Here is a 23,849-nt window from a genome sequence, read left to right as displayed (position 1 = left end):
AACGTCACCTGAGTCCACGCACCCTCGACCTTCACGACCGAGACCTGCTCACCCTTACGCGCCGTCGCCGCCATCCCGCTCTGCGCCTTCTGCGGACGCAAATGCACCACATCCGTCGTGAACATCGACACCGGCGCCGGTGCAGTCTTGAGAGCGAGGTAGTCGCTGTGCGCCCAGTACGTCGATCCGCTGACGGTCAGCCTCCACCAGGCACCGTACGTGCCCGTTCGCGCATACGTCTGCCCATCCGTGATCGATCGCTTGCCGGTCTCGCAACTCGTGGTGGGCGCCTTGCGTGCGTTCAGCGACGCGGTGACGACCACGGCCGTGCCCGACGCCTTCGTGATGCTCGACTCCGCGGGAAGCTTGCAGGCATCCGAACCGGCGGCGGGCGAGCCTCCCGGCATCCGCAGGGCGGACTTCGCCACCCACAACGTGCCCGACCCGTTCGCGACCTGCACCCACGAGCCGTACGTGCCCTTGACCGTCACGGCGGCGGACGTCGCCAGTGCCTTCGTCCCCGACGTGCAGGATGCGACGGGCGCCTTCCGCGCGGTCGTCGCCGTCGCCACGGTCGCCGTTCCCGAGGCCGGTACGATGTCGGCCTTTGCAGGAACGGTGCAGGCGGCGACGGTTGCCGGCGCGCCGGTGGCGTTCGGGACCGCGCCAGGAGCGAACCACTGCACGTAGTAGTTGTAGAAGTTCCGATTGCCGTAGCTCGAGCACCCATCACCCTGCGCGTAGCCCGCTGCGAGCGCCGCGATGTTGGGACGGTACGGCGTATAGATGTAGAGGTTCGCGGTCGCCTGGTTCTTGATGAGGACCTTCGACGTCCCGCACGCGCTGTCCGGGTGCCACTTGACCGTGTTGACCTGCCCGGCGCGGTAACCGTACTTCGTGGGGTTCTTCTTATAGACCTGCTGCTGACGTGCACCCAGGTAGACCTGGTTGACGAACCCGGCGGATGCCGCACTGCACGGCGCCGTATCCGGGCAGTTCATGCCCATCGAGGCACGGTAGCTCCAGTCGGTCGGCTTGGTCGAGGTGACGAGTCCCTGCTCCTTCTGGAGCATGACGAGGATCACCTTCGGGCTGATCCCGCACGCCTTGCCGACCGTCACGACGATCTCGGACGCGCGCACCTTCTTCTTACCGGTGATGGCGTTGCAGTAGGCGTCCTTCGCCTTCGCGGGGAGATCTGCGGTGAAGTTCCGCAGGCACGTGGGACCGGTCGTCGCCTTGCACGAGGGCACGCGGGTCTCGAGGAACGTCTGCGCCTGCGCCGCCGTCATCGAGTTCCCGTTGAAGAATTCGGCGTCGCTGATGATGTAGCCGCCATCCGTGATGGACGGCGGGAGCTCGGCGGCGCGGGCGGCGGACGTCGGCGCGACGGCCATCAGAACCGAGACAGACAGGAGCGCCGCGAGCATCATCGCCATGCTCCGCAGGGACCGTCGGGGCACGGAAGATGTGAGGCGCATGTGAACAGTGTTACTGATGTCGCGCGGTGTTACCAGTCGGACCCGAAGATCAGCAGTACGACACGCCGCCGCTACGACCTTCTCAGCGGGGTCAGAGTTCGGCGTGGAGTTGCCATACGCGCTCCGCGGCGCCCATCCACGTGAAAGCACGACCCCGATCCGCGGCGAGGACGGCCAGGCGGTCCACTGCGGCGGTCGACGCCAACGTGGCGGCCAGCTCGACGCCGAGCGATTCGCCGTCCCCGGGTGCGAGGGCCGCCCCGTCGAGCAGGAGCTCGCGATGCGTCGCACTGTCCGCGGCGACGATGGGAACCCCCAGCCGCAGGGCGTCGAGCGTCCGCCAGGGGAAGGACGTCGTGTCCGAGGGCGCCAGGAACGCAACCGCCCCCGCCAGCACCGCCGCCCGATCGAAGACGTCGAGGCGTCCGCGCACGTGAAGGCGGCGTTCGGGAAGGCCTGCCGCAGCGGCGAGCTCGGCGATGGCCGGCTCCTCACCGTCCGGCGCGTCGATGACCACGACGGCCGTGTCGCGCCCCGATCGCGCGACGGCGTCGAAGCCGGTTCGAAGGCGATCCGACGCGGCCAGGGATCCTGCCATCAGCACGTAACCCTCCGGGACTCCCGCGGCGCGACGGCGTCCGACCTCGTCGGACGGGACTCGCAGCGCCGTGGCGGGAGCTCCCGCTATGACCCGGATACGGTCCCCGAGAGGAGCGAGGTCGGCCACCCGACGGGCGAGTTCGTGCGTGGGCACCACGACCGCGTCGGCGTGCCGCGCCGCGCGGCGCAGCATCGCACGTGCCCAGGCGGCGTCCGCTCGCGGCAGGTCGTCGGGGGCATCCCATGCCCGCGTGTCCCACAGGGTCACGACGGTCTGGTCATGATCGTGGACCCGGTCGTGTTTCACGAGCGGCGCGGCGAGGCTCGCGGAGTGGATGAGGCCGTCGCCCGCGCCGGCGCGCAGACCGCGGCGCCACAGCGCTGTCGCCGCCGCAGATCCCACGGGCAGGCGATCGAGTCCCGTCAGGCCGTCCGCGAGCAGAGACTCGTCGGCCCCGTCGCTCGGAACGATGGCGCGCACGTCGCATCCGTTCGGCGCTGTCGTGACGAGCGCCGCGGCCAGTTCCCTCGAGGCACCGACGACATCCGGCCCGACCCCGGGAGCCGACGGGTCGAACACCACCCGCAGAGTAGTGGTCATCGCTGGTCTCCCTGGTCGCTCACGGTGCGGGGGTCGGTGTCGGCGGGTGCAGGAGTGTCGAGACCATCCCACGGATGCGCTGCCAGTCGTCCGACGTCGGGTTCTCGGCGTCGAAGCCGACGCTCTCCGGCGTCAGCTCGAGGTCCTGGACCTTCTGGCCTTTGGCCTTCGCGCCGAGGTCGACGAGGTAGGGCAGGAGCGAATCGGGGATGTCCGTCTGCACGAGGTTCTTGCCGGCGGCCACGATGTCGCTGAATCGGGTCAGCACGGTCGAGGGCGTCGCCTGCGCGAGGATCGCGGTCTGCAATTCGCGCTGGCGACGCATGCGGTCGTAGTCGCTCGTCGTGTAGCGCGAACGGGCGTACCACTGAGCCGTCTGCCCGTCCATGTGCTGCGCGCCCTTCTCGATCCAGCCCGTCGCCCACTCCTCGGCGGGCTGATCACGGTAGCGGGGACCGGGGCCCTCGGGGAGGCGCTGCTTCACGGTGATGTCGACGCCGCCGAGCGCGTCGACCAGGTCGGCGAACCCCTTCATGTCGATGAACACGTGGTAGGGGATGTCGATGCCGAGGATTCCTTCCGCGGCGTCCTTCGTCGCCTCCACGGCGGCCGTGGTGTTCTGCTTCGCGGCGTCCGGATAGAGGCTGGCGCCGCGGTCTGCGCGGCAGACCTCGACCGCGTTCGTGAGCTGGTTGATGCCCGAGGACCAGCCGCAGCTCGACGACGAGTGTCCTTCGAACCCGTCGGGGTAGAGCTCGCGCATGGGCCCGTCCGAGAACGGCACATGGCGGAGGTCGCGCGGGATGCCGAAGATCGTGACGGCGCCTGACTCGGCGTTCACCGAGACGACGGAGATGCTGTCGAACCGCATGGAGTCCCGCCCCTGCCCGCTGTCGGCGCCGAGGAGGAGGAAGTTGTAGTAGCCGTCCGAGGGAGGGACGCTCGGCCCGTCGGCGAAGATCCCCAGCCCCGACCGGAGCGGGGCGATCACCGACTGCGCCGTGTAGGCGGAGGCGGAGGCGGGCACGAGCGCGAGCACCAGGGCCGCGACCACGACAGCCGCGCGCGTGCGCCCGGGCACGCGCGGGAGCCGAACGAGTCGGAGGGTGTCGATCGTCAGGACGACCCACAGCGCCGCATACGCCCACAGCAGCACCTGCGCACCGATGAGCGTCCACTCCGACGCGACGATCGAGGTCAGCATCGAGCGCCACATCAGCCCGAGGAGGACGCCTGCCGCGAGCACGATCCACATCGCGAACGTCGCGATCAGGCCCACGCGGCCGAACCGCCGGTTGCCTGCCAGGATCTGCGCGGAACCCGGAAGCAGGAAATTGGATGCCACGAGCCACCACGCCCGTCGCGACATGACACGCGGCGCAGCGACGTCGGGGTGCCGGAGCGGTCGCTCTTCGACGAGCGCGCGTCCTCGGGGGGCGGCCGTCGTCGTGCGCGACGGACTGAGGACGCTCATCGCGCTGCTCCCGCGCGGCGCCGGGTCACAGGGAATCCTTGAGGCGCCGGTTCTTCTCCTCGACCTGCACCTCGAGGTCGGCAGCGTACGCGGCGACGGCGTCGGCGACGTCCGGGTCGGAGGAGCCGAGCAACCGCACCGCGAGGAGGCCGGCGTTCTTGGCTCCGTTGATCGACACCGTCGCCACCGGGATACCGGCCGGCATCTGCACGATGCTCAGGAGGGAATCGAGGCCGTCGAGGGTGGCCAGTTGCACCGGCACGCCGATGACCGGGAGGGTCGTGACGGACGCGAGCATCCCGGGAAGGTGCGCGGCCCCGCCCGCTCCGGCGATGATCGCGCGCAGTCCGCGATCCCGCGCCTCGCGCCCGTAGCGCAGCAGTTTGTCAGGCGTCCGGTGGGCCGAGACCACCTCGACCTCGTGCGCGACGCCGAAGTCGGTGAGCACCTGCGAGGCGTCGGACATGATGCGCCAGTCCGAGTCGGACCCCATCACGACGCCGATCAGAGGGGCGGAAGACGAGTGGAGGGGGCGGTTCACTCGACCAAGGCTAGGTGTGCGAGCTTGGAGAACCCCGGAACGGCACGGGTCAATCGGTGAAGAACGCGGCTGCGGCACGGGCCTGGTACACGATGTCGTCGAGGTCATCGCCGGCCACGTTGACGTGCCCCACCTTGCGGCCGGGTCGCGGATCCTTGCCGTACGTGTGAACCTTCGCCGAGGGGTGAGCCTCGAGTGCCGCCGGCAGGCGGTCGGCCAGCGAGCCTTCCGACGGCCCGCCGAGGATGTTCACCATGACCGCGTGCGGCGCGCGCAGAGCGGTGTCACCGAGGGGCAGGTCCAGCACCGCACGCAGGTGCTGCTCGAACTGGCTCGTGATCGATCCGTCCTGCGTCCAGTGTCCGCTGTTATGGGGACGCATGGCCAGTTCGTTGACGAGGAGACGCTCGTCCCCCGTCTGGAAGAGTTCGACCGCGAGCATCCCGGTCACTCCGAGGCCGGTGGCGACCGCTTCGCCGATCTCGGCGGCGACGTCCGCGAGGCGCCCCGCCGAACTCGGAGCCGGCGCGATCGCCTCCGCGCAGACACCGCCCTGCTGCACGGTCTCCACGACGGGATACACGACGAGATCACCCGAGGGACGTCGAGCCACCTGCTGGGCCAGTTCGCGGGTGAAGGGCACGAGTTCCTCGGCGAGGAGGGCGGCACCCGACTCGAGTCCGTCCATCCAGTCGGCGACGTCGGCAGCGCTCGAAACGACGCGGACGCCCTTGCCGTCGTAGCCGCCGCGCGGCGTCTTCACGACCGCGCGCCCTCCGTGCTCGGCGATGAACGCGTCGAGGGATGCGGCATCCGTCACGGCAGCCCATTCGGGCTGGGGCAGACCCAGCTCGGAGAGCTTCGTGCGCATGTCGATCTTGTCCTGCGCATAGGCGAGGGCATCCGGACCCGGGTGCACGGCGACGCCGGCGTCCACGAGGCCGCGGAGGACGTCCTGCGGCACGTGCTCGTGGTCGAACGTGATGACGTCGACGTCCTTCGCGAAGGCGAGCACCGTGTCGAGGTCGCGATAGTCGCCCACGGCAGTGGCCGCCAACCCCGCGGACATCCCCGACTGCTCCGCCAACACGCGGACGTCGATGCCCATCTCGACGGCCGGCGCGATCATCATCCGCGCGAGCTGTCCGCCTCCGACGATTCCGATCTGCAGTGCCATGCTGCTCCTCCCGTCGACACCATCCTGGCGCATCCGGCAGGAGCGTCGTGGCGCTCAGTCGTCGGAGTCGATGATCGGAATGCTGTGGGAGTCGCGGTGCGCGAGGATCTGGCTGACCTCGACCTGATCCGACAGGGTCTCGTGGACGAGGCGCACGGAGGGGATGTCGACCAGTCGCACCGGCTCGTCGACGCCGTTCGCGAGGACGAGCGTGCCGCTCCCCCACAACCGCTGCAGCGGGCCGCGACGCTCCGAGATCGTGTAGCCCCGCGCGTGGGGGATGTCGGTGCGGCGACGGTTCACCAGCCCCGCCCGTTCGATGACCCGCCTCGTCGTCACGGTGTAGGTGTGCGACAGCCAGCGGAGGTACGGGACGACGACCAGGAAGACCAGCACCAGCGCCGCCGCGGCCCACATCATCCACTCCTCGAATGGAGCGGGCAGGTTGCCGGCGAAGTATCCCGCCGCCCCGGCCGTGGCGATGAGGACGAGGGCGGGGAGGAACATCCGCCGCGCGTGGCGTCGCAGTCGTGCGACCACGAGTTCCGGTGACGCGGTCCCGGGCGCGGGCGTGCGGGGACGTCCGGGGTACGCGGTGGGCTGGCTCACACGACCATCATGACGCGCCCCGCCGACAGGCCACCGCCGACGCGCCCGGGTGGCCTGGAGTGGCCGCTCCGGTCGGCGGCGTCACCGCACGTGGACGACATCGCCGGCGGAGACGACGTGGGTGACCCCCGCAGCCTCGACCACGAGGCGACCCTCGTCGTCGATGGCCTGCGCCGACCCGATGAGGGTGGATCCGTCGGGAAGGGACACGGACACGTCGGACCCGATCGTCGTGCACGCGTCGCGGACCGCCGTCGTCGCGAGGCCCGCGGCCGTTCCACCGACGGCGAGATCGGCGATCCCGTCGCGAAGCCTCGTGAGGTAGTCCTCGAGAAGGCGATCCTCGTCGGCCGTGCGGGAGAGGGCCGCGAACGAGGTCGCGGTCGGGACCGGGAGCTCGGCGGCCGTCATCCGCGTGTTGACGCCGGCACCGACCACGACGGCATGCGGGTCACCGGGCATGACCTCGGCGAGGATGCCGCAGATCTTGAGGCCCCCGACGAGGACGTCGTTCGGCCACTTCAGGCCGACCTCGCGATCCTCGAGCTGGGCGCGCACGGCTGATGTCATAGCCGCGCCTGCGACCAGCGGGATCCACCCTCTCGCCGCAACGGGCACCGCGTCGACGCGCAGCAGGACCGAGACGGCGAGCGCCGAGTCCGGCGGCGTGACCCAGGTCCGGTCGAGGCGTCCGCGGCCTGCGCGCTGGTCGCGTGTGACGACGACCGAGAGATGAGGGTGTGCGTCGGGGTCGTCGAACGCGTCCTTCAGAAGCATCTTGTTCGTCGAATCGACGCTCGGGACGACGTGGAGGCGGGGGGTCACCGCAGCGGCCCGGGGGTATCCGTTCTCGGGGATCGACATGCCGCCACCCTAGAGCTGAGCCGCGATCTCCGTGCTCGGGTTGACAGCGGTGATCTGAGGGATGCCACAGCGGATCCGCCCGGCGATTGTCGCCCGTATCCAACGCCGCCGCGGATGCGCTCGCTAGGGTGGAACGCGTGACCGATCAGCCCGACCTGTTCACGACCGCCGGCAAGATCGCCGACCTGCGTGCACGCTACGAAGAAGCCGTCGTCTCCGCCGAGGAGACCGCCCGCACCAAGCAGGGCGCGAAGGGGAAGCTGACCGCTCGTCAGCGGATCGAGCTGCTGGTCGATCCCGGCTCGTTCGTCGAGCTCGACGAGTACGTGCGACACCGCACGACCGCCTTCGGCATGGACCGCTCCCGGCCGTACGGCGACTCCGTCGTCACCGGCACCGGCACGATCCACGGCCGCACCGTCGCCGTCTACTCGCAGGACTTCACCACCTTCGGCGGGTCGCTCGGCGAAGTGGCCGGCGAGAAGATCATCAAGGTCATGGAGCTGGCACTGCGCAGCGGCATCCCGATCATCGGCATCCTCGACTCCGGCGGCGCCCGCATCCAGGAGGGTGTCGTCGCCCTGGGCAAGTACGGCGAGATCTTCCGGCTGAACACCGCAGCCTCGGGTGTCATCCCGCAGATCTCCCTCATCATGGGTCCCGCCGCCGGCGGCGCCGTCTACTCCCCCGCGCTCACCGACTTCGTGATCATGGTCGACAAGACCAGCCAGATGTTCGTGACCGGCCCCGACGTCATCAAGACGGTCACCGGCGAGGACGTCGGCATGGAGGAGCTCGGCGGCGCACACACGCACAACACGCGTTCGGGCGTCGCGCACTACCTCGCAGAGGATGAGGACGACGCGATCGACTACGCGCGCACGCTCATCGGATTCCTCCCCGACAACAACATGTCGGACGCCCCGGGGTACGAATCGGGATTCGAGTTCGAGACGACCGACTCCGACCGCGTACTGAACACCGTCATCCCCGACTCTCCGAACCAGCCCTACGACATCCACGAGGTCATCTCGCACATCGTCGACGCCGGCGATTTCCTCGAGGTCCAGCCGCTGTTCGCGCCGAACATCGTCATCGGATTCGGCCGGATCGAAGGTCGCACGGTCGGCATCATCGCGAACCAGCCGTCTCAGATGGCGGGGACGCTGAACATCGATGCAGGCGAGAAGGCCAGCCGCTTCGTGCGCTTCTGCGATGCGTTCTCGATCCCGATCCTCACCCTCGTCGACGTCCCCGGGTACCTGCCGGGAACCGACCAGGAGTGGACCGGTGTCATCCGTCGCGGCGCGAAACTGCTCTACGCCTACGCGGAGGCGACGGTCCCCCTCGTCACCGTCATCCTCCGCAAGGCCTACGGCGGCGCCTACATCGTCATGGGTTCCAAGCAGCTCGGCGCCGACATCAACCTCGCCTGGCCGACGGCCGAGATCGCCGTCATGGGCGGCCAGGGCGCGGTCAACATCCTCTACCGCGGTGAGATCAAGCGGGCCGAGGAGGCCGGCGAGGACGTCGCCGCCGTGCGCACGCGACTGGCGAACGAATACACCTACAACGTGGCCTCGCCGTTCCTCGCCGCCGAGCGCGGCGAGCTCGACGGGATCATCGAGCCGGCGCAGACCCGCGTCGCGGTCGCGAAGGCGCTTCGTGCCCTCCGCGGCAAGCGCGCGAGCCAGCCCGCCAAGAAGCACGGGAACATCCCGCTGTGACCCTGCCCGACGACGCCGCGACCGCCGCACCCCTGCAGGTGCGGCGGGGAGACGCGAGTCCCGAGGAACTGGCGGCGGTGATCGCCGTCGTCAGTGAGGCGGTCGTCCGCGAGGCGCAGACGGCGGTCGCCGACGAGCCTGCCGTCTCGGCGTGGCGGGCGTCCGGTCGCGGGATCCACAGCGGGATCCGCCGAGACGTGCCCTGGGGACGCTGGGCCGGCTGACAACCGTTCGACGTGTCCCCCAAAGTACCTACAGACACGGTTTTGACGATCAGTCAGACTAATACCGCTGGAACGCTTCTGCGTTCTGTCGATCCGTATCCCTCAGAGCGCGGATCGGCATGTGCGGGTCGGTTTTCGGGTAACCACTCGCATGGCGAGGGGCGGGCGGCTTCGCCGCCCCTCGCCTCTTCTCTTCCCGCCTCCGGATTCGGATCGCGCCGTGCTCAGCGGTCGAGGGTCGGACGCGGATGGGCGATCTCGTGCCACAGATCGACGACCTCGTCGCCGTCCGGGTCCTCCCGGCGGCGTGAGCGACCCACGACCGTGACTGCGACGCGCGGATGCGGTGACGTGCGGATGTAGATCCGTTCCGACGACGCGCCGGCCAGGGCCTCGGCCAGATCGGCGCGGATCCGCTCCAGCGCGGCGGGGCTCACCGCATCCAATCCGCCCTCGTCCAGCACGGTGACGGTACTCCCCCGCAATCGCGCCTGCTGCAGCCGGGCCCGCACCGCTTCATCGAGCAGGCGCGGTCCCCGCAGCTCATCTCGGAGCGACCCCTCCGCCAGGCGCGCACGCTCGCGCTCCTCGGGTTCCAGGTCGCCGTCCGACTCGATGGTGCGGATGAGAAGGGGTCCCGCGACGGCGAGCGCCTGCTGCACCCGCACCCGGCGCTCCCGTCGACGCCCTTCCTGGCTCGCGAGCCATTCGAACGACCGACGCTGGATGCCGGTCAGCTCGGCAGTGTCCACCGCCGCGCGATCGACGAGGCCCGTCAGGAGCTGAGCCACGATGACCCAGACGGCGGCGCCGACGAGTCCGAGCGCGAGCGAGTTCGGAAGACCGATCCACAGCGAGGACGAGACGCCCAGGAGGACGACGCCGATCCAGGCGTACAGCGGGCGCCGCCGTACGGTGACGATCGTGAGCAGGGCGCCGATCCCGCCGAGGCTCCACGTCGCGAACGGCTGGAGCCTCGCGCCCTCGTCGACGGCCGACCAGGTAGCCAGGGGTACGAGGACCGTGGTGGCGAGAACCAGCACGCACAGCCAGAGCGGCAAGGACGCCCCCTTGGGCAGCGCGCCTGCGGGGGCCTCCTCCCCTCGGGGCTCCGCCCCGGCCGGGCGCGGGGCGAAGTCCCAGAACACGCAGAGCCATGTCGTGACGAGGTAGAGCGACAGCGCAGCGATGAACAGCGCCGGCTGCGACACGGGGGATGTCCACACGAGCCCGCCGACGGCGAGATAGGCGGTGAAGACGACCGCCACGATCGAGAGTCCGGTATGGACGCGCATGTTCATCGCGGGTACTCCCAGCGCAGATCGACGATCGTGCCGCGTCGGGAGCTGCGCACCTTCGCCTGGCCGCCGACGGCGGCGACGCGGGCGACCACCGACCCGCTGATCCCCAGCCGGTCCTCGGGAACGGCGTGGACGTCGAACCCCTCCCCGGTGTCGATGACCCGGACCACGACGCGGCGATCGTCCGCCGTCAACTCTGCGTGCAGCCCCGCGCCGTCGGCGTGCTCGATCGCGTTGACGACCGCCTGTGCCGCCGCGAGCACGAGCGCGCGCGCGACGCGGCCCGGCAGCGCCTGAGCCCGGGGATCGATCGCGAGCCGCAGATCGATCTCGACGTCGTGCTCCAGGGCCGCCTCGCGGATGCCGTCGGCCAGGAACATCGGCTCGACCGGCTCGTCCGGCCCTTCCTCCGCATCACGATCGGCGTTGGCGAGTCGCGTGAGGGCGTCGCGCGCCATGCCAACCGCGAGGTCGCGCTCGCGCGGGGTCGCGGCGCGCTCCGCTGCGATCAGCGCCGCCAGGACGCTGTCGTGCATGAGGGCCGCCACCGAGATGCGCTCCTGCTCGACGGCGTCCGCGGCGGCCGCCGCCGCGTAGGAGCGCACCGCCTCTTCGCGGGTGCGATCCAATCGCTCGGCGAGGAGGCGAAGCATCCACCCGATCATCGTCATGACGACGGCGAGGATGATGGCGTACACGACCTGGCGCGACACCTGGATGACGTTCTCCACGCCCGTCCCGATCTGGATGAGCCGGGCGACGCCGTACAGGATCGGGATCATGGCGCACCAGACGTACTGGAGTACGAGCGGGAAGACGAGCACCGTCGCGACGGTGGCGACGTTCAGCAGGTACCAGACCCACGGTTCACCCTCAGCGGATGCCGCGCGCCCGGCCGTCGCGACCGGCCAGGCCAGCAGCACGAGAGGGAATACGATGGCGAAGATGGCTGCGAGGATGCGGTAGAACCGCCCGGCGACCCCGGCCGCGACCATCAGGACAAGGGGTCCGAAGGTCGCAGCGGTGAACACGACGTTCCAGGTGGGATCCTCCTGTGCCGAGCCGATCGCGTGGAACAGGGCTTGAACGCCCAGCACGGTGGATCCGACGGCCACGACGAACGCGAGGATGCGCTCGACGCGTTCGCGGGAGAAGAAGGTCGAATCCGGCGGGATCGTCAGCATCCCGGTCGTCGCGACCTCAGGCGCCACCGGAGTCCTCTGCGACGAGACCGTCCTCCATCGCGCGTCGGAGGAGATCCACCTTGGTGGGTGCGGGACGTCCGACCTCGACGTACTTGACCCGGACCCGGGTGATGTTCTCCTTAGCCGTGGAGTAGGCCACCCCGAGCCGTTCGGCGACGGTCTTGAGGGGAAGCCCCGCGGCGTACAGACGAAGCACATCGCGCTCGCGCGACGAGAGCTGCGCATCGGCGAACGCGCGATCACCGTCGATCGCCGACGCCCATTCGACGTTGTCGAGCGATTCGCCGCGCGCGACCGTGTCGACGGCGGAGATCACCTCGTCGATCCGCGAGGCCTTGCTCACGACACCGGCAGCGCCCGCGACGAGTGCCTCACGGACGGCCGCGGGACGATCCGCGACGCTGTGGATGATGACGGGCGAGCCGTCGTGAACGACGCGCGTGACGTTCTCGGTGACCGTCGCACCATCACCCAACGTCAGATCCAGCACGACGACGTCGGCGGGCTGCTCGAGTGTGAGAGTGCGCCAATCGAGGTATGCCGAGACGCTCTCGCCCGAGAAGACGACGCGCATCTGACCCGTGCGGCTGCAGGCGGCCTCGAGGCCGAGTCGCACGGATTCGTGGTCGTCGATCAGGGCGACGCGGATCATGCGCTCACCTTATCCGTCACCGCGTCAGGACGGCGATCGCTTCGACGTGATGCGAATGCGGGAAGAGGTCGAACGCACGGATCGACGGCGCCGTGTAGCCGTGTGCGGCGAAGGTGCCGAGGTCCCGGGCGAGGGCGACGGGATCGCACGCGACGTAGACGATGCGATCCGGGGAGAGAGCCACGAGCCGCTCGACGACGTCCTTGCCCGCACCCGCCCGCGGCGGGTCGAGGACGACGGTGCCCCGCCCGAGCCGCGCACGCTGAGCAGGTGTCGCGGTCTCCACGAGATGGCCGAGCCAGCGATCCACGCGAGCGGTCTCCGCACGGGCACCGATCCACGCGGCGAGGTTCTCACCGGCGTGCTCGGTTGCCCGCGGATCGGATTCGACGGAGGTGATCCGGGTCCCGGGGCCGCCGACGCCCGCGACGGATGCCGCCAGGAGGCCTACCCCGCCGTACAGATCGAGGTGCCAGCCATCGGGGTCCACGGATCCGGTCACGGCCGAGGCGACCGCGTCGTGGAGCGTCCCGGCCGCGAGACGGTGGACCTGCCAGAAACCACCGGCATCCACCTGGAACTCCCGGTCGCCGACCGTCTCGACGACGACCTCCCGCGCCGCGGGGTCGATGGGACCGGGCCGGCGGGAACGGGTGGGCTCGGGGCTGGAGATGACGCGGACCCGGCCGTCCGCGGGCTGGACGAGGTCGAGCCTGCCCGGCGACCCGCCCTGCCGCCGCGCCATCGCTCGAGTGATGCCGGGGGTGGCGAGCGGGAGCTCGCCGACGGGGATGACGCGGTGGCTGCGGGCGGCGTAGGGTCCGATGCGGCCGTCCTCGTCGACGTGCAGGCTCACCCGCGTGCGCCATCCGGTGCCATCGGGGGATTCTTCGACGAGCCGGTCGCCCTTGGTCTGCGCGATCGGCGGCTCGATCGTCACCGGCGCCGTGGACCCGGCGAAGCGGGCGAGGGCGTCGCGGAGCACCTCTGCTTTGAGCTCGCGCTGGTGATCGAGGGCGATGTGGCCGAAGTCAGCCCCGCCGGGGCGATCCATGGGAGGCGTCCCGACATCGGCGGGCGACCACACGTGGGGACGGCGGTGTGGGGAGGCATCCAGGACCTCCACCGTGTCACCGCGCCAGAACGACGACTTCTTCGTGTCGGTGAGGGCGACGCGGACGCGCTCGCCGGGGACCGCGTCCGAGACGAAGACGACCCGGTTCTCGTGACGGGCGACGAAGACGCCGCCGTGGGCGACAGCCGTGATGTCGAGGTCGAGGAGGTCTCCGGGTTGCATCCTCCGATGCTGTCACACCGCCCGCGGCTACCGTGGTGTGCATGCGCGTGTGCCTCGCCTCCACCTCCCCCGCCCGCCTCATGCTCCTGCGCCAGGTCGGCATCGAACCCGCGACGCGGTCCCCCCGGGTCGACGAGGAGGCGGTGATCGCCGCGACGGAGGCGGCTGAGGGCCGCACTCTCCCGCCCGCGGAGCACGTCCTCCTCCTCGCGCGACGAAAGGCCGCCGACGTCGCCGGGATGCTCGCCGACGAGGGGTTCGAGGGCCTCGTCGTCGGCGGGGACTCGATGTTCGAGCTCGACGGCGAGGTCCTGGGCAAGCCCTACACACCGGAGGCGGCTCGGGCACGGTGGCAGTCCATGCGCGGGCGCACCGGCGTCCTGCACTCCGGCCACAGCGTGTTCCGCGTCGGCCCCGGCGGAACCCTCACCGAGGCCCATGCGGTGGCCGCGGCATCCGTCTCCTTCGCGGCCGATGTGACGGATGCCGAGATCGACGCCTACGTGGCGACGGAAGAACCCCTGCTGGTCGCCGGCGCCTTCACGGTCGACAGCCTCGGCGGTGCCTTCATCGAACGCGTCGAGGGAGACCCGTCCACCGTCGTCGGGATGTCACTGTCGACCCTGCGCCGTCTGGTTCGCGAGCTCGGCGTGGAGTGGACGTCGCTGTGGAACACGGCGGGGACGACCCCGGCGTAGTGGAACACGGCGGGGACGACCCCGGCGTAGTGGAACACGGCAGGGACAACCCCGGCGTAGTGGAACACGGCAGGGACAACCCCGGCGTAGTGGACTCTGCGACACGAATCCCGCATGACTTTGTGCGAGGGATCCAAAGAACCCGGCATCCACCTGGGTAGGCTCGAAGCCATGCCTGAGAGCGTGACCACCCGAATCTCGAAAGTGCTGATCGCCAACCGCGGCGAGATCGCGGTGCGCATCGTCCGTGCCGCGCGCGACTCGGGGAAGGCCTCGGTGGCGGTGTACGCCGACCAGGACCGCGACGCGATGCACGCCCGCCTGGCCGACGAGGCCTACGCCCTCGGCGGCGCGACGAGCGCCGAGACGTACCTGTCGATCGAGAAGATCCTCTCGGTCGCCCGCCGCTCCGGCGCCGATGCCGTTCACCCCGGCTACGGCTTCCTGGCCGAGAACGCCGAGTTCGCCCGCGCCGTCATCGGCGCAGGCCTCATCTGGATCGGCCCCTCCCCCGAGGCGATCGAATCGCTCGGCGACAAGGTCACCGCCCGCCACGTCGCGGAGAAGGTCGGCGCTCCCCTCGCTCCCGGCACCCCGGGCCCCGTCTCCGGCGCCGACGAGGTCATCGCCTTCGCTGAGGAGTTCGGCCTCCCCATCGCCATCAAGGCGGCCTACGGCGGCGGCGGCCGCGGCCTCAAGGTCGCCCGCGAACTCGAGGAGGTCGCGGAGCTGTTCGAGTCGGCCACCCGCGAGGCGATCACCGCCTTCGGCCGAGGCGAGTGCTTCGTCGAGAAGTACCTCGACAAGCCCCGCCACGTCGAAACGCAGTGCCTCGCGGATGCCGAGGGCAATGTCGTCGTGGTCTCGACCCGCGACTGCTCACTCCAGCGCCGTCACCAGAAGCTCGTCGAAGAGGCTCCCGCACCCTTCCTGACCTCCGAGCAGAACGAGATCCTCTACTCGTCGTCGAAAGCCATCCTCAAGGAGGTCGGCTACGTCGGCGCGGGGACGTGCGAGTTCCTCATCGGAGCCGACGGCACCATCTCTTTCCTCGAGGTCAACACGCGCCTCCAGGTCGAGCACCCGGTCTCCGAGGAGGTCACCGGCATCGATCTCGTCCGCGAGCAGTTCCGGCTCGCCGAGGGCGGCACCCTCGACTACGCCGACCCCGAGCCCGTGGGCCACTCCTTCGAGTTCCGCATCAACGGCGAGGACCCGGGCCGGAACTTCCTTCCTGCTCCCGGCGACATCCACGTCTTCAAGACCTTCGGCGGCCCCGGCGTGCGCCTGGACTCCGGCGTGACCGCCGGCGACAGCGTCTCGGGCGCGTTCGATTCGCTCCTGGGCAAGCTCATCGTCACGGGCCGTACCCGCGAGGAGGCGCTCGAGCGCTCGCGTCGAGCGCTCGACGAATTCGAGGTCGCCGGCATGCCGACGGTCCTGCCGTTCCACCGCAAGGTCGTGCGCGACCCCGCCTTCACGGGCGAGGACGGCACGTTCGGCGTCTTCACGCGCTGGATCGAGACGGAGTTCGACAACGACATCCCCGCGTGGGACGGCGAAGCCGGACCCGCCGCCGATCCGGAGACCCGTCACACGGTGGTCGTGGAGGTCTCGGGGAAGCGCCTCGAAGTGAGCCTCCCGGACCGCCTCACCCAGACTCCCACCGCGGTCGGCCGGCCCGTCGCGGTGCCGCCGTCGCGTCGCTCGCACGCGTCGACCGCCGTGTCCGGCGGGGGCGGCGACTCGGTCGCCTCGCCGATGCAGGCGACCGTCGTCAAGATCGCCGTCGAGGAGGGACAGCAGGTCGTCAAGGGCGATCTGGTCGTCGTCCTCGAGGCGATGAAGATGGAGCAGCCCATCCAGGCGCACAAGGACGGTGTCGTCGGCGCGATCAACGCTCAGGCGGGCGCGACCGTTTCCGCGGGTCACCAACTGCTCACGATCTCCTGACGACCGACCGCGACACGCTCGGCGCGCCTATCGTGTGGGGATGACGAATCCGCGAATCCCACTCGCGCTCGCTGCCGTGGGGCTCCTGCTCACGGGATGCGCGAGTGCGCCGAGCGTGGATCTCGACGCCGCACAGGAGTGGTACGACGCCGTCGTCGCGGCGGAGTCCGACGGCCCCGGATCCATCGGCGTCGTGGGCATGCAGATCGGCCCGGGAGGATCGGATGCCGGTGACGTCAGGATGGACTTCGCCCAGCCGACGGAGGTGTCGCGGGTGGATGTCCGCTGCTTCGGCGGAGTGACCGCGTCCGTCCACGTCACCCTCGCCGGGGGCGCGAGGACCGAGCAGGAGATCGTCTGCGACGAGGAACCGCACAGCATCACGCTCGGCGCGCCCGCCGTAAATGCCGTCACCGTCTCCGCGACCGCGCCCGCGCGTACGTACCTGCACGCGACGGCGCTGCAGGAGCTCACGATCGAACGGTGACCGCGGGCGTCAGAACGCGACCGCCCGGGGGTTTCCCCACACGCGCCATCCCCCGGCCGAGCTGTCCCAGCCGAAACCGTCCGACCAGTGCGTCGCCGCCCCGAACCGTGATCCCGTACTCAGGGCGACCTGCACTCCGTCGCGCCCGAACCCGACGATGTCGGCACGCCCATCGCGATTGACGTCGACGACGCTCCGCGGCATCCACCCCGGCGTCCATTCGCGAGAGCCGAAGTTGGTCGTCCACACCGTCGACGGACCGAACGAGCTCCCCCGGTTCAGGGCGACGTAGGTGCGCGTCGAGCCGAAGCCGACGATGTCGAGCCGTCCGTCACCATTCACGTCGGCGAACGTCCGTGAGTGCACGTTGCCCCGCCAGGAGCCCGAGGCGGCGTCCGTCCCGAAGGCCGACGTCCATCGGACGGGCTGAGCGAATCCGGACCCCGTGCCGCGCGCCACCAGGACGCCGCGCGCGCTGAAGGCGACGATGTCCGGCTTGCCGTCGCCGTCGATGTCCATCACGCGACGCGGATGGTTCACGACACCCCACCCCTGGCCCGTGCCGAACTCAGCCACAGCGAGGGTCATGGGCGCGAATCCCGAGCCGGTGTTGCGGGCCACGTACACGCCTTTCGCGCCGAAGCCGACCAGGTCGGGACGCCCGTCGCCCGTCACGTCGACGACGTACCGCGGATGCCGCGACGCGACCCACCCGCCGGCCGCATCGCTCGAGCCCATCTCGCGCGACCAGAGGGCCGGCTTCGCGAACGAGGAGCCGGTGTTGCGGGCGACCCAGACGCCGGCGCCCCCGAAACCGACGATGTCGGGTCTGCCGTCGCCCGTGACGTCGACGACGATGCGCTGATGCACCCCGACGCGCCAACCCTGGTCGGTACCGAACTCCTTCACCCAGCTCCGGGCGGCGTTGAAAGTGCTCCCGCCGGTCCCCGTCGCGACCGAGACGCCCGCCGCGCCGAAGCCGACGATGTCGGGTCTGCCGTCGCCGGTCACATCGAGGACCATGCGCGGATGCGTCGAGCGCTGCCAGCCCTTCGACGTCCCGAAGTTGTTCAGGCCGAGCTGCCGCGAGGTGAAGCCTCGTCCGTTGCCGAATGCGGTGTAGGCCCCCGAACCGCCGAAGGCGACGAGGTCGGGCAGGCCGTTGCTGTTGAGATCGGTGTCCCAGGCGGTCGCGTCGGAGTAGTCGTCGATCCCGTTGCCGTCGGTGTCGGGCAGGGTCGACCCGCCGGTCGGGCCGACCCGGCTGGACGCCGTCAAGCAGCAGGTCACCCGGCGCGCCGTCAGCACGACGTCACCCTGGAGGTTCCGCCAGACGCCGTTGTAGGCACCGCTCGAGTCACGCAGCGTGTAGTTGTCGAATTGGATGCCGCTGACCGAGACGTACTTGCGCTTGCCGCTCGGCACGTCCAGCGCGGCATTGAGGATGGACAGGTGCACGTGCGCACTGTCGCCCGGTGTGCCGCCGCACGGCAGCGTCTGACCGGCGGTGCCGATGGTCGTCCCGGCCTCCACCCACTGGCCGACGAGCGCGGATTTGGCATTGGTGAGGTGGTAGTACTCCGACATCCACCCGCCGCCGTGGTCGACCCCCAGGAACCACCCGGTGCTGCACCGGACCCGGTAGACCGTTCCGGCCGCGACGGTGCGCACAGCACGGTCCTTGGAGGACAGCGGCGAGAAGTCGATCGCGCCCCGATTGATGCCGTCGCTGTCGGAGTGGGACCCGCTGGCGCCCCACCGGATCCCGGGGGCGAAGGGCAGGCGGAACACCGGCTGCGGTCCGTACTGCGGGACGGTGAGACGGAGAGGCGCGACCGGCACCGACGAGTCCGGTGGCAGCTCCCGGGTGAGCGGCAGAGTAGGGCCGTCGTGCTCGTGGTCGTCCTCCGGAACCACCTCGGATGACGGTGACGGTGAGGGCGAGATCTCGGGGGTCGATTCCGGGCCCGCCGACGGGCTGGGGGCCGGCGTGGGATCGGCGGGCGGCTCGGGTGTCGGCGTCGGTGACGCGTCCGGCGTGGGCGTCGGGGTCCCGTCGGCACCCGATGCGCCGGATGGCGACGAGGTCGGCGACGGCTCCGGCAGCGTGCCCGCCGACAACGGCAGGGAGGCCAACACGGCCGCTCCTGCGACGGCGATGCTCAGGATGGTTCTGGCTGGTGCGCGCATAGGTGTCTCCGGGTCTCCCCAGATCAGCTCGTCCTCCCCAGGACGCTCTCACTCTACGTCGGCGTCGTCCCCCGTCGGGGGGCTTGACGCCGGCGCGGCGGCACCGATAGCCGAGTTCAGCTGTACGTGTCCTCGTCGCGGGCGACCTGGTGCATCGCGCGCGTCGCGTCGGTGATGCTGCCCGCGAGCGAGGGGAACACCGCGAACACGCGAGAGAGCTGGTCGACGGTGAGTCGCCGCTCCACCGCGATCGCGATCGGGTAGATCAGTTCGGACGCGCGCGGCGCGACGATGACACCACCGATGACGGTGCCCGATCCCTCGCGCGCGATGATCTTCACGAACCCGTCCTTGACCCCCATCATCTTGGCGCGCGCGTTGGCGGCCAGAGGAAGTTTGTGGACGGTGCCGTTGACGGCGCCCGACTCGATGTCGCGCTCCTGACGACCCACCGTCGCGATCTCGGGAGCGGTGAAGATGTTAGCCGTCACGCGGTGCTTCTCGAGCGGGATGACGGTGTCGCCGAGCGCGTGGAAGACCGCCATCCGTCCCTGCATCGCGGCGACCGAGGCGAGCGGGAGGAACGTGGTGCAGTCGCCGGCGGCGTAGATGTTGGGGACCGAGGTCCGCGCGACGCGGTTGACCTGGATGTGACCGGAGCCGGTGAGCTGCACCCCGGCATCCTCCAGTCCGATGCCGGCGGTGTTCGGGATCGATCCGACGGCCATGAGGCAGTGACTGCCCTCCACGGTGCGGCCGTCGGACAGCGTCGCGACGACGCCGTCCTTCGTGCGCTCGACCTTCTCGGCGCGGGACTTCGACAGCACCTCCATGCCGCCGCGGGTGAAGACCTTCTCGATCACCGCTGCTGCGTCGGAGTCCTCGCCGGGGAGAACCTGGTCGCGGCTGGAGATCAGTGTGACCTTCGAGCCGAGGTTCATGTACGCGCCCGCGAACTCGGCGCCGGTGACACCCGACCCCACCACGATGAGGTGCTCGGGGAGGCTCGTCATGTTGTAGAGCTGCGTCCACGTCAGGATGCGCTCCCCGTCGGGCTTGGCGCTGTCCAGTTCGCGCGGCGATGCGCCGACCGACACGACGAGGGTGTCGGCCTCGACGCGGTCGAAGTCGGTCCCGCCCGGGCCGGTCGAGACGACGACGGCGTGCGTGCCGTCGAGACGCCCGTGACCGGAGATGATGCGGACGCCGGCGTCCACGAGCTGCGCGCGCTGGTCGTCGGACTGCTGACGGGCGAGGGAGAGGAGTCGCTTGTTGACCGCGCCCAGGTTGATGGCGATCTCGGGCTTGAGCGGCTTGCCGCTGTCGCCGCGCGCGAACAGGTGCACGCCGAGATCGGAGGCACCGCGGATCGCGACGGCGGCGTCGGCCGTGGCGATCAGCGTCTTCGACGGCACGACGTCGGTGATGACAGCGGACCCGCCGATTCCTGCGCGCTCGACGAGAGTCACCTCGGCTCCCAGCTGGGCTGCTGCGAGAGCCGCCTCGTATCCGCCGGGGCCGCCGCCGATGATGGCGACACTCTGGGTGGTCTCGAAGCTCACAGACATGTGGATCATTCTTTCAGGCTGCAGGGGGTCCGCGCGCCGCGCCGCGCCACCGCCGTGTGGCCAGGGGCTCCGGCGGTTCCTAGAGTGGGAGCATGCACGAGGAGACCCACCCGCTCGACGACCCCGCCATCGACCCGTTCGAGGTCGCTGACACCGCCGCAGCAGACATCGCCCGCCTCACCGGCGTGGCACGCCACGACATCGCCCTGACCCTGGGAAGCGGATGGGGCAAGGCCGCCGAACTCATCGGCGAGACCACCGCGACGCTCGACGCAACAGAGGTCACCGGCTTCAGCAAGCCGGCGCTCGCGGGGCACGTGGGGTCGATACGCAGCATCCTCGCCCCCGACGGCAAGCGCGTTCTCGTCATCGGCGCGCGCACCCACTACTACGAGAACCACGGCGTCCGCCGGGTCGTGCACAGCGTGCGCACCGCCGCTGCAACCGGGGCGAAGATCATGGTCCTGACCAACGGCGCCGGCGGTATCAAGCAATCGTGGTCGCCCGGACAGCCCGTCCTCATCAGCGACCACATCAACCTCACCGCCGACTCCCCTCTCGAGGGGGCGACCTTCATCGACCTCACCGATCTCTACTCGTCGCGGCTGCGCGACCTCGCGCGCACGATCGACCCGAGCCTCGACGAGGGTGTCTACTGCCAGTTCCGCGGACCCCACTACGAGACCCCGGCGGAGGTCCAGATGGCGAAGGCCATCGGCGGACACATCGTCGGGATGTCGACGGCCCTCGAGGCTATCGCCGCGCGTCAGGCGGGCATGGAGATCCTCGGCTTCTCGCTCATCACGAATCTCGCCGCCGGCATCCAGTCGACCCCGCTCAGCCACCAGGAGGTCCTCGAAGCCGGTCGCGACGCCGAGCCCGTCATCTCGGACCTGCTCGCCCGCGTGATCGGCGTCCTGTGAGCGGGGGCGTACTCGAGACCGCGCGGCAGTGGCTCGCGCAGGACCCGGATGAGGCGACCCGCGCAGAGCTCGCGGATCTGATCGCGCGCGCCGAATCCGGCGACGACGCGGCGACCGCCGACCTCCACGACCGCTTCGACACCCGCCTCGCCTTCGGCACAGCGGGCCTGCGCGGTGCGCTCGGGGCGGGCTCCAACCGCATGAACCGCGTGCTCGTGAGCCAGGCGGCCGCCGGCTTCGCCGCGTACCTGCGCGAGCGCGCCGGCGGCGAGACCCCCTCGGTCGTCATCGGCTACGACGGACGCCGAAACTCGGACGTCTTCGCCCGCGACAGCGCCGAGATCTTCGCCGGCGCGGGGCTCCGCGCCGTCCTCCTCCCCCGCCTGCTGCCGACGCCCGTCCTCGCTTTCGCGGTGCGTCACCTCGGCGTGTCGGCCGGCGTCATGGTGACGGCGTCCCACAACCCGCCCGACGACAACGGCTACAAGGTCTACCTCGGCGGCGACGACGACGGCGCCCAGATCGTCTCGCCGGCGGATGCCGAGATCGCGGCGCACATCGACGAGGTCGCCGCGCGCGCAGACCTCGGTGCGATCGCCCGCTCGGACGACTACGAGACCTCCGACGAGTCCGTCGTCGAGGCGTACGTGAACGCCACGGCCCTGGTCGCCCCCGCACCCGCGGGTGCCGCCGGCCTGAACTGGGTCTACACCGCGATGCACGGCGTGGGACACGAGACCTTCGCTCGCGTGCTCGAGACGGCGGGGTACCCCGCACCGACCGTCGTCACGGCGCAGATCGAGCCCGACGGACGCTTCCCCACCGTCGCCTTCCCGAACCCGGAAGAGCCGGGCGCGATGGACCTCGCCGTCGAGACCGCCCGCGAGGCAGGCGCCGAGCTCATCGTTGCGAACGATCCCGACGCCGATCGGCTCGCCGTCGCGATCCCGGATGCGGCGGCCCCGGGCGGCTGGCGCCGGTTGACCGGCAACGAGGTCGGACTGCTGCTCGGCTGGCGCGCCGCTCGCACCGCAACGTCGGGGACCCTCGCCTGCTCGCTCGTCTCCTCGCCCGGTCTGCAGACGATCGCCGAGCACTACGGCCTCGACTTCACGGCGACCCTCACGGGATTCAAGTGGATCTCCCGCGCACCGGGGCTCGTCTACGGCTTCGAGGAAGCACTCGGCTACCTCGTCAACCCGGGCACCGTGCGCGACAAGGACGGTATCTCGGCAGCGGTCGCGATCCTCGGCCTCGTCGCCGAGGCGCGCGAGGAGGGCAGGACGCTCGGCGACCTGCTCGACGAGTCCGCGGCGACCTTCGGGCACTTCGCGAGCGGCCAGGTCTCGATCCGTGTCGACGACGTCTCGGTCATCGGCCGCATCATGACGGCGCTGCGGGCGGCGCCCCCGGCATCCGTCGGCTCGGTTTCCGTCGACCGCACGGAGGACCTGCTGGCGGCGCCGGAGGGTTCGCCCCGCGGCGACGTCCTGCGCCTGTGGCTCGCGGACGGCTCGCGCGTCATCGTCCGGCCGAGCGGCACGGAGCCGAAGCTGAAGGCCTACCTCGACGTGCGCGGCGAGTCCGCGGACGACGCCGCAGCCCGGCTCGCGGCCGTCGATGCCGGCGTCCGCTCCCTGCTCGACGCGGCGCAGGCATGACGACCGCGCTGACCGAACCGGTCACCCTCCGACACGGCCGGGTCGAGCTCGTGCCGCTCGATCCGTCGCATGCGGACGCGCTGGCATCGGCCCGCGAGGGACTCGAGTACGCCTGGTACACGTCGATCCCGGCATCCGTCCCCGACGAGATCACGCGGCGCCTCGCGGAGCGGGACGCGGGCCGGATGAATCCGTTCACGGTCGTCGTCGACGGTCGCCCGCAGGGCATGACCACGTTCTGCGACATCGACGCAACCAACCGCCGCGTCGAGATCGGGTACACGTGGCTTGCGCGTGAGGTGCAGCGCACCGAGGTGAACACGACGGCCAAACGCCTGCTGCTCGCGCACGCGTTCGAGGCGTGCGAGGCGATCGCGGTCGAGTTCCGGACCTCGTGGCACAACCGGCAGTCCCGCGCTGCGATCGAACGGCTCGGCGCCCGTCAGGACGGCGTGCTGCGCAACCACCGGATCGGACCGGGCGGGACGATCCGCGACACCGTCGTGTTCTCGATCCTCCCGCACGAGTGGCCGGGCGTCCGGATGGGACTCGACGCGCGCCTCGCGGGCTGATCAGCCGGTCTCTTGTTGCATCTCCTGGCTCACGCTAGCTTCGG

At 70.4% G+C, this 23,849-nt stretch carries 21 protein-coding genes; 8 read left to right on the top strand and 13 right to left on the bottom strand.

From position 1 onward, the window contains the following. From BBA86_RS01225 to BBA86_RS01195, 7 genes are all read right to left on the bottom strand, one after another. On the bottom strand, nt 1-1,481 hold a 1,481-nt coding region (locus tag BBA86_RS01225; protein WP_411267684.1), incomplete at its 3' end, for an SH3 domain-containing protein. Nucleotides 1,482-1,572: 91 nt separating this feature from the next. Next, nucleotides 1,573-2,682, bottom strand: a complete 1,110-nt coding sequence (locus BBA86_RS01220; protein ID WP_065569882.1) for a glycosyltransferase — start codon at nt 2,680-2,682, stop codon at nt 1,573-1,575. 19 nt (nt 2,683-2,701) lie between these two features. Continuing rightward, nucleotides 2,702-4,156 carry an LCP family protein gene (locus BBA86_RS01215; RefSeq protein ID WP_065569881.1) on the bottom strand — a complete coding sequence of 485 codons (1,455 nt, stop codon included), beginning with the start codon at nt 4,154-4,156 and terminating at the stop codon, nt 2,702-2,704. Between the two features lie 25 nt (nt 4,157-4,181). Next, nucleotides 4,182-4,649 (bottom strand): 5-(carboxyamino)imidazole ribonucleotide mutase, encoded by a 468-nt coding sequence (gene purE / locus BBA86_RS01210; RefSeq protein ID WP_065569880.1) that lies wholly within the window; start codon nt 4,647-4,649, stop codon nt 4,182-4,184. Nucleotides 4,650-4,746: 97 nt separating this feature from the next. Continuing rightward, the gene (locus tag BBA86_RS01205) at nt 4,747-5,874 is read right to left on the bottom strand and encodes a 5-(carboxyamino)imidazole ribonucleotide synthase (RefSeq protein WP_065569879.1); all 1,128 of its coding nucleotides are present in this window, start codon (nt 5,872-5,874) and stop codon (nt 4,747-4,749) included. Between the two features lie 54 nt (nt 5,875-5,928). Further along, nucleotides 5,929-6,483 carry a PH domain-containing protein gene (locus BBA86_RS01200; RefSeq protein WP_065569878.1) on the bottom strand — a complete coding sequence of 185 codons (555 nt, stop codon included), beginning with the start codon at nt 6,481-6,483 and terminating at the stop codon, nt 5,929-5,931. Between the two features lie 81 nt (nt 6,484-6,564). Beyond that, nucleotides 6,565-7,347 (bottom strand): biotin--[acetyl-CoA-carboxylase] ligase, encoded by a 783-nt coding sequence (locus BBA86_RS01195; protein WP_065569877.1) that lies wholly within the window; start codon nt 7,345-7,347, stop codon nt 6,565-6,567. 137 nt (nt 7,348-7,484) lie between these two features. Between BBA86_RS01195 and BBA86_RS01190 the strand changes: the two genes are divergently transcribed. Then, on the top strand, nt 7,485-9,074 hold the full coding sequence (locus BBA86_RS01190; RefSeq protein WP_411267683.1) for an acyl-CoA carboxylase subunit beta: 1,590 nt from the start codon (nt 7,485-7,487) through the stop codon (nt 9,072-9,074). Next, entirely contained in the window at nt 9,071-9,298 is a 228-nt protein-coding gene (locus tag BBA86_RS01185) for an acyl-CoA carboxylase epsilon subunit (RefSeq protein WP_065569875.1), read from the top strand. The genes BBA86_RS01190 and BBA86_RS01185 overlap by 4 nt, the downstream gene beginning before the upstream one ends. Nucleotides 9,299-9,522: 224 nt before the next feature. Here BBA86_RS01185 and BBA86_RS01180 read toward each other — a convergent pair whose 3' ends face one another. The 4 genes from BBA86_RS01180 to BBA86_RS01165 are packed head-to-tail and all read right to left on the bottom strand — an operon-like array spanning nt 9,523 to nt 13,753. Then, nucleotides 9,523-10,599: a hypothetical protein gene (locus tag BBA86_RS01180; protein ID WP_065569874.1), complete on the bottom strand. Its 1,077-nt coding sequence runs from the start codon at nt 10,597-10,599 to the stop codon at nt 9,523-9,525. Beyond that, entirely contained in the window at nt 10,596-11,810 is a 1,215-nt protein-coding gene (locus BBA86_RS01175) for an ATP-binding protein (protein WP_065569873.1), read from the bottom strand. The genes BBA86_RS01180 and BBA86_RS01175 overlap by 4 nt, the downstream gene beginning before the upstream one ends. Beyond that, on the bottom strand, nt 11,800-12,456 hold the full coding sequence (locus tag BBA86_RS01170) for a response regulator transcription factor (protein ID WP_065569872.1): 657 nt from the start codon (nt 12,454-12,456) through the stop codon (nt 11,800-11,802). The genes BBA86_RS01175 and BBA86_RS01170 overlap by 11 nt, the downstream gene beginning before the upstream one ends. A gap of 16 nt (nt 12,457-12,472) precedes the next feature. Further along, the gene (locus BBA86_RS01165; protein WP_065569871.1) at nt 12,473-13,753 is read right to left on the bottom strand and encodes a class I SAM-dependent RNA methyltransferase; all 1,281 of its coding nucleotides are present in this window, start codon (nt 13,751-13,753) and stop codon (nt 12,473-12,475) included. A 41-nt stretch (nt 13,754-13,794) separates the two neighbouring features. Here BBA86_RS01165 and BBA86_RS01160 point away from each other — a divergent pair, with 41 nt between their 5' ends. The 3 genes from BBA86_RS01160 (at nt 13,795) to BBA86_RS01150 (ending at nt 16,891) form a co-directional block, all read left to right on the top strand. Further along, complete coding sequence (locus tag BBA86_RS01160; RefSeq protein ID WP_065569870.1) at nt 13,795-14,451, top strand: Maf family protein; 657 nt, start codon at nt 13,795-13,797, stop codon at nt 14,449-14,451. Between the two features lie 171 nt (nt 14,452-14,622). After that, entirely contained in the window at nt 14,623-16,404 is a 1,782-nt protein-coding gene (locus tag BBA86_RS01155; protein WP_065569869.1) for an acetyl/propionyl/methylcrotonyl-CoA carboxylase subunit alpha, read from the top strand. Nucleotides 16,405-16,444: 40 nt separating this feature from the next. Beyond that, the gene (locus BBA86_RS01150) at nt 16,445-16,891 is read left to right on the top strand and encodes a hypothetical protein (RefSeq protein WP_141677821.1); all 447 of its coding nucleotides are present in this window, start codon (nt 16,445-16,447) and stop codon (nt 16,889-16,891) included. Nucleotides 16,892-16,900: 9 nt separating this feature from the next. Here the strand turns inward: BBA86_RS01150 and BBA86_RS01145 are convergent, their stop codons facing one another. After that, on the bottom strand, nt 16,901-19,030 hold the full coding sequence (locus BBA86_RS01145; RefSeq protein ID WP_189318395.1) for an FG-GAP-like repeat-containing protein: 2,130 nt from the start codon (nt 19,028-19,030) through the stop codon (nt 16,901-16,903). Nucleotides 19,031-19,197: 167 nt separating this feature from the next. Next, nucleotides 19,198-20,649 (bottom strand): NAD(P)H-quinone dehydrogenase, encoded by a 1,452-nt coding sequence (locus BBA86_RS01140; RefSeq protein ID WP_065570150.1) that lies wholly within the window; start codon nt 20,647-20,649, stop codon nt 19,198-19,200. Between the two features lie 92 nt (nt 20,650-20,741). Here BBA86_RS01140 and BBA86_RS01135 point away from each other — a divergent pair, with 92 nt between their 5' ends. The 3 genes from BBA86_RS01135 to BBA86_RS01125 are packed head-to-tail and all read left to right on the top strand — an operon-like array spanning nt 20,742 to nt 23,805. Beyond that, entirely contained in the window at nt 20,742-21,572 is an 831-nt protein-coding gene (locus BBA86_RS01135) for a purine-nucleoside phosphorylase (RefSeq protein WP_065569866.1), read from the top strand. Continuing rightward, complete coding sequence (locus BBA86_RS01130) at nt 21,569-23,233, top strand: phospho-sugar mutase (protein WP_065569865.1); 1,665 nt, start codon at nt 21,569-21,571, stop codon at nt 23,231-23,233. The genes BBA86_RS01135 and BBA86_RS01130 overlap by 4 nt, the downstream gene beginning before the upstream one ends. Then, on the top strand, nt 23,230-23,805 hold the full coding sequence (locus BBA86_RS01125) for a GNAT family N-acetyltransferase (protein WP_065569864.1): 576 nt from the start codon (nt 23,230-23,232) through the stop codon (nt 23,803-23,805). The genes BBA86_RS01130 and BBA86_RS01125 overlap by 4 nt, the downstream gene beginning before the upstream one ends. Nucleotides 23,806-23,849: the final 44 nt, after the last annotated feature.

Origin of the sequence: Microbacterium oleivorans (assembly GCF_001691565.1) — a bacterium.
GTDB lineage: Bacteria > Actinomycetota > Actinomycetes > Actinomycetales > Microbacteriaceae > Microbacterium > Microbacterium oleivorans_B.
This window is presented reverse-complemented; position numbering and strand designations above follow the sequence as displayed.